6 protein-coding genes are annotated in these 6,120 nt (G+C 65.0%); 2 read left to right on the top strand and 4 right to left on the bottom strand.

The window, feature by feature from the left end; genetic code table 11:
* The first annotated feature begins 116 nt into the window (after positions 1 to 116).
* Entirely contained in the window at positions 117 to 485 is a 369-nt protein-coding gene (locus tag Q9G87_RS37030) for a hypothetical protein (RefSeq protein WP_305921223.1), read from the top strand.
* Positions 486 to 902: 417 nt separating this feature from the next.
* The gene (locus Q9G87_RS60895; RefSeq protein WP_371825881.1) at positions 903 to 1,454 is read left to right on the top strand and encodes a DUF6188 family protein; all 552 of its coding nucleotides are present in this window, start codon (positions 903 to 905) and stop codon (positions 1,452 to 1,454) included.
* A 71-nt stretch (positions 1,455 to 1,525) separates the two neighbouring features.
* Here the strand turns inward: Q9G87_RS60895 and Q9G87_RS37035 are convergent, their stop codons facing one another.
* The 4 genes from Q9G87_RS37035 to Q9G87_RS37050 form a co-directional block, all read right to left on the bottom strand.
* Positions 1,526 to 3,787, bottom strand: a complete 2,262-nt coding sequence (locus tag Q9G87_RS37035) for a DUF6351 family protein (RefSeq protein WP_305921224.1) — start codon at positions 3,785 to 3,787, stop codon at positions 1,526 to 1,528.
* Positions 3,788 to 3,848: 61 nt separating this feature from the next.
* Positions 3,849 to 4,028 carry a hypothetical protein gene (locus Q9G87_RS37040; RefSeq protein WP_305921225.1) on the bottom strand — a complete coding sequence of 60 codons (180 nt, stop codon included), beginning with the start codon at positions 4,026 to 4,028 and terminating at the stop codon, positions 3,849 to 3,851.
* A 299-nt stretch (positions 4,029 to 4,327) separates the two neighbouring features.
* Positions 4,328 to 4,696 carry a hypothetical protein gene (locus Q9G87_RS37045; RefSeq protein WP_305921226.1) on the bottom strand — a complete coding sequence of 123 codons (369 nt, stop codon included), beginning with the start codon at positions 4,694 to 4,696 and terminating at the stop codon, positions 4,328 to 4,330.
* A 14-nt stretch (positions 4,697 to 4,710) separates the two neighbouring features.
* Positions 4,711 to 5,694 carry an MBL fold metallo-hydrolase gene (locus Q9G87_RS37050; RefSeq protein WP_305921227.1) on the bottom strand — a complete coding sequence of 328 codons (984 nt, stop codon included), beginning with the start codon at positions 5,692 to 5,694 and terminating at the stop codon, positions 4,711 to 4,713.
* Between the last annotated feature and the right edge of the window lie 426 nt (positions 5,695 to 6,120).

Raw genomic sequence — 6,120 nt, forward strand, 5'->3', positions numbered from 1 at the left:
CCTCGAGTTTCACCGCCGTGGATCCAGGCTGAGCAGCAGGAACATACCGCGCTCATACCGGCTTCTGCTTTGCTCACCGTGTGGATCGAGTCCAAGATGCTACGAACGGAGATCGCATGCGAAAGCTGGCACCGACACTTGCTTTGACCACCACGCTCGGCCTTGCAACGATGGGCTCAATCGCCCTGATCAGCTCCACACCCAGCTCCGCATCAGCGGGCAGCGTTGCGGCGGCCAAGCCCACCTATTCAGTGACATGCAGTGCAAGTGCCGACCGGACCCCAAAGATCGACATCGGCAGAGCATCGTGCAAGAACGTGCACACCTTCCGGGTCGTGATCCGTTGCAAGACCAAGGGGAGCGCAACGACGTCGACAAAGATCAACGGCCCGTGGAAGGAGTCCGGAGAGACATCCACGAGGCAGTGCCCTGCCGCGCTGCCATACATTGCCTCGGCGACCTACTCCTACTTGCTGGACACCTGACAATCGACGAGATCGCCAAGCTGTACGGCCACGCCAGCACAAGCGCGCCGTAGACCTGCTCGGCCATCCACCGCTTGGGCAGCGGCGCGAACCCGAGGGTATGCGGGGCGCGCCGCACCACCTCCACGTCGATGCCCAGACCGGCACCGTGCGCGGCGACCGCGTTCTTGAACCCGGCATCGGTCCACGTGATTAGGTAAGCGAGAACGAGAGCCGGATGTTAGGCGGCTTGAGAGCCAGTTGGTGGTCAGGAGCCGGAAAATATCGTCGGCTTAGAGAGCCACTCGGACCAGCAAGTGGACAGTTGATGGTTGCGGTCAGTGACCGGCTGACGATCCCCGGCCGAGGTAGGAGCCGGAGCTTTCCTTGATCACCGAGGAGTTTCGGCGCTGCCTCATGGTCTGCCAGGCTTCGGCAATGGAGTCTTTGGTGCCGGTGGAACATGAAGATCGGTGGGTTCTGGGTCTTCGCGGACTAGCGGTCACTCGGATCGGAGTTGATCATCGTCTGTCGCTCACACTGGGACCGGATGTTGAGGTCGTGTTGGAGACCGCGGCGGCGCTGTCGCGGGGGCCGATGAGGGGACCTGGGGTTGAGATTGTCCAACTCCTCCCTGAGCGGCAGGATGTGGCGGGTGCGCTGGCTCTGTTCGGCGCCCAGGTTCTATCGGCGGTGGCGTTCAAGACCGGGTCGTTGAGGCTTGTGTTCAGCAACGCGCTGCATGTGAACTGTCGGGCTGACGCGGACTTTGAAGCGTGGCAGGTCGCGGGCCCAGGCGACTGGAGGTTTGTGTCGCTGCCAGGTGGTGATCTTGGTGTGTGGCGTGGCCCAGTACAGACCGGCCGAGACCACAACGCGGATCATGATCATTTCCCAATGCCTTCCCACTCTAAGTCTTGCGACACAGCGTCGGCCACAAAGCCGCAGGTAGAAGGCATGATTGAATTCTGTCGCTCATCGGACTCCTAAAGCGGGTGCCGCAGGTTCGAATCCTGCCGGGGGCACTCATGTGATGTCTCAGGACATCGGAAACGAGTGAGTCACTGTTCTGGTCCGCTCGCCTTGGTGACGTCGAAGACGAGGCGCTCGGGTGCCGGGCCGAACGACGCCCACGGCACGACCGTGGTCTGGGCGACGCCGGGCTCGCTCCAGTCGCACACGCCGGTGGGGAAGATGTGGCGCAGCCGGCTGAGCTGGGTGCGACTGAGCCGCCTGTCGTAGTCGCGGGGGTCGATCGGCTTGAGCTGGCACTTCAGGATGTCTGCGGCCAGCGGCCCGCCGGCCTCGTACCGAGGGAACGCGTACGACGGGAACGCCTGGTTGCAGGTCGAGTCTGGCGCGCTGCTGAAGGTCTGCCGTTCGGCGACGAACTGGGTGTCACTGGTCCAGCAGCCGTCGGTGGCGGCCGTGGGCTTGTCGCGCACCACCTTCTCGCGTGCCGAGGAGTTCGAGGTGTCCGCGTGGACCGCCTCCATCCAGTCGATGAACATGGACCACGCCGCGGCGAAGGGAACGTTGCCGCGCCACATCACGTGGTTTTTCGCGTGGCCGTTCGCCTCGGCCATCCGCTCCCGGGTCGCGAAGTGGAACCACTGGTAGTGGTAATTGGAGTCCTCGTTGTTGTGGCCGGAGAAGTCGACCACGGGGATGGACGCCAGGCCGCGGCCGCCGGAGAATTCGAGCCCGCTCTGGTAGGCGCGGCGGATCGCGCCGACATTGCCCACCGAGCGCTGCGCGACGTAATTCGCGTCGTGGTCGAACCCGCCGATGCGCTCGTTCAAGTCAAGGAACTGATCGGGAGTGATGACCCCGTCGTTGAGCGCAGACAGTCCATACTGAACACCGGTGTTGTCGAACGGCCGCAGGGCGAAGCCGGTGTCGGACTCGAGGCCGTATACGTTGCGAGCGGCGTCGTAGACCGTGCCGCGAGCGCCGGTCGGGTTGTCGACCGGGTCGTAGCGCAGCCCCTGAGGCACCGCGGCGTTGAACGGCGACGACGTGTAGCCCGGGATCGCCGGGTCGACCCGGCCAGGTACCGGGTCGGTGCGGCCAGATTGCCGGGCCGCGTCGATGAATGCGAGCCGCCCGTCCGGGCCGGAGAACTTGTAACCCGAGATCGCCACCTGCTGCTCGGCGGTCAGGTCGGACGCGTCGGAGGCGAAGTAGTGCGCGAGCAGCCGACCGTCCGATCCGGACAGTGCGATGGACAGCGGGTCCGGGAATGTGCACGCGATCAGCAGGCCGTCGAACAGTCCGGGCAGGGCGTCGGCGAGCTGAAGACTGGTGAACGAGCCGCCGGAGCAGCCCTGGCTCACCGTGTACTTGGGCATGCCGTAGGTCTCGACGAAGCGCTCCTTGCTCATCATGGCCGCCTCGCCAGCAAGCACGGAGTTGCAGTTGTTCGACGGGTGCTGCAACGTGTTGCTGAATAGTGCGTACCCCTCGCCGAGGCGGGTGGGGCTGAGCAGGTCGAAGTCCCTGCCGCCGTTCGTCGAGCTGCCGATGGCCGAGCCCTGGATGTACCAGCCACCGGGGCAGCCGAACCCCTGGATCGCAATCAGTCGCCGGTTCCAGCCTTCCGGCGGGGTGAACGGGGTCGGCTCCGGGTCGGCTGTCGGGTCGTGCAGGACGGCGCTCTGGTAGATGCCGCGGTCCACCGTGGCCGTCTCCACCCGCACGATGAAGCGCACCGTCTTACCGGTGGTCGTGGTGGTCGTCGCGACGTCGGTTGGTGGCGAGGTCGGGTCGGGCAGCGGTATCAGCTTTGTCTGCCCCTGTGGTCGGTAGAGGTAGGTGACCTTCGTCGGGGCAACACACGACGGGTCGTTCACCGGCTTGTCGGTGAAGAAGGTGCCGTCGGGCAGCCGGAAGCTTTGGGTCTGGCAGATGAACGGCTCGGTGCGCGGGCCGGAGGTGATCGGTCCCGCCGCCGGGTAGTCGGTGATCCGCAGCGTCCGAGAGGGTACTCCTGGGCCGGTGACGCTCAGCGTGTTCTTCCCGACGTGGAGTCCAGTGACGAGCCCGAGGAGCGTGCCCGGCTCGCCCCCGGGTCGGAAGGTCGACGTGATGTCCCGACCGTTCAGCAGGATCTGCAGGTCGCGCCCATCGACGTTGGTGACCTCGGCCAGCACGTTGCCGCCGCTGACCCGATCGGGCCGGGTAGACAACGTGTGGATCTCGACGCTCGCGCCTCCGCGCTGCTGCGCGGTCGCCAGGCCGGTCAGCAGCGTGGCCGCAAGCAGCGCGGCACTGATGATGCAGATGATTCGGGTGAGCCGGCGGCGCCAGCCAGGCGCAGTCATGGCAAGCCATCTCCTTCTCGTTCCCGCTGACAGATCGCGCGCGGGGTTGTTGGGTGCTCGGTTAGTCGAGGCCCCTTTGGGCCCAGGGCACCGCCGCTTCCAGGAGCGGGCGCACCGTGTCGGCGCCGTCTGCGGTGAGGACGGCGTCGATGTCGCTCGCCAGCGGGCCGGTGAGGGCATCGACCGCCTTGAGATAGACCCGGCACTTCACCCAGGCGAAGGCCGTGTCGAAATCGGACACGAGCTGGTACCGGTCCGCCGCGTCGCGGAACGCCTCCGGCCGAGCGCCCAGGCACCCATTTCGTAGTGCGGGAGGGCGACGGTGGTGAGCCTGGGTCGCAGGCCCGCAGCGATCAGATCCTGGTTGTCGAAGCCGACCCACCGACAGGTCCGCAGGGCGCGTTCCGAGGCGGCGTGATAACCCCCGTGGCCATCCGTTCGTTGAAGCTGAAGATCGCGGGTGGTCGCGGATCCGCGTCGAGGACAGCCACGCCACCCCAATGCCTCAAGATCGCGAAGTGTCACTGGAGTACTGGTTGGCTAGGGCCGTGCTGTCAGGGTTTCTGCGTATGGGAACGTGTCGAAGTGCCTGAGTTGGGCGCGCCGGCGCGGGTGGGTTGTCGGGTCCGGTTTCGATACGTCGAAGGCGATTGGCTTCAGGTAATCGGCCGGGTCGGTTGTCCATCGGATGTCTGGCCATTCGCTCTCGGGGACCCCCATATTGCGAAGCTGCTGGAGGTAAATGGCGTAGTGGATCACTGCCTTCGTTTCGCCCACGTCCGAACCGCCGGTGGTTTGGTGATTAGGGACGAAGATTCGTGCCCGCAGTGCCTGTTGATAGTCGATGAGGTCACGCAATCCGTTGTTGCGGAAGTTGGCCGTCCCGACCGCCGCCGAGAAGACGTCCACGGGCGCCATTATCTTCAGGACGTCAGTGAGGCGCTTTCCGTCGGCGGGGGTGCCCTCCGGCCATGCTGATCCTTTGCCCTCCCTGAGCGCACCGATGGTGTCTTGCCAAGCGAGGGAAAAGTTCGAACCAGTGCGCAGGGTGATGTTGTAGAAGATGGCCACCGGCCCACCGGCACCCCCAGCGGTCCTGAGATCCAACTGTCCACGGACTGGAGGGTCGAAAGGTCGGAGGGGGATGCCGGCGGGGAATAGGGCGGCATCACGCGGGTCGACAGGCAGGACGCCGTCCGGGGGGATGAGGGTGTTACGGGGGTAGGTCGGGTCGGGGGTGTCGCGATGGAGTGCAGATGGCGGAAGGCGACCACCTGGGCGAAGGGCTCCAGGAATTTGAGCCGTAGGATCTGTGTTCCCGGCGTGGAACCCGTGGTGGTCACCGGAACCAGGTTGAGGGTCGCATCACGCGGGAAGCGAGCGACAGGATCGTTCTGAATCACGGAGTCGTTGCTCATGCGCTCGAAGTCACTGCGCATCACGCCGCAGGTCTCTTCCGAGGCGTAGAGAGTTGCGCCGGTCTTTCCTGCGAGGTAGGCCGCATTTTCGGCGTGGTCGGAGTGCCCGTGGCCGATCAAGATTGCACTTGGCGCTAGGTCGACGAGGTCCTTGATCACGAATGGGGTACGCCCCGGAGTGACCTCGAGGCGGGTGATGAACGTGTCGAGGAGGGCCACCCGACCGGCCACTGCGACAGCGAAGCTGGAATTAGTGATCCATGAAACGACAACCCGATCCTCAGGTAACAGACCGGTTCGTGGATCGACATTCTCGACGCCGAAGATCAGCCGACGAGCGGCAATGGTTTCCGGCCGTCGGGCATTTGCCCTTTCAGTGGCAGTGAGGTGATCGGCGGCGAATGCATGCGCGGGCGTGGCGCCGACAACGCCGATTGTAGCGGCGGCGCCTGCCACGGCGCCCGAGGTAATGACGGTTCGACGTTTCACCCGGCTACTCCTTGGCATGATCAGGACTGCCTTTACGCCGGACTCCCATAGCGGTTCGCTGCCATTCCGGACGAGCACTGCGGGAGGTACGGTGGCGACATTTGCGGTCGGACGGGGTTGTTCCAACGTCGCATCGGCGGTCTGGGTGGTGGTCCGCTGTGCGGACCAGATGAACTACTCATTGGACCGAGATTAGCTGAGGGTGTAACACAGGGCAACATGTCGCGACGGCTTCATGCGGAACTGGAGCCCTCCAAAACGGCGTCGGGTGTGGCTCTCCAGCAGGGGTGCGACACGAAGTCGCGGTGCGCCGTGAGGCGCTGGAAATCGAAGGAGGTGTGAGACCTCCTCGCCGGGCTGTCGCAGCAGTTCGGTGGGAGCTGGGCGCAGCCTGATCCGGGAGACGCCGGGGAGGGTGGGAAGCAG

It is taken from the genome of Nonomuraea turcica (assembly GCF_030718205.1).
In the GTDB taxonomy this organism is placed as follows: Bacteria; Actinomycetota; Actinomycetes; order Streptosporangiales; family Streptosporangiaceae; genus Nonomuraea.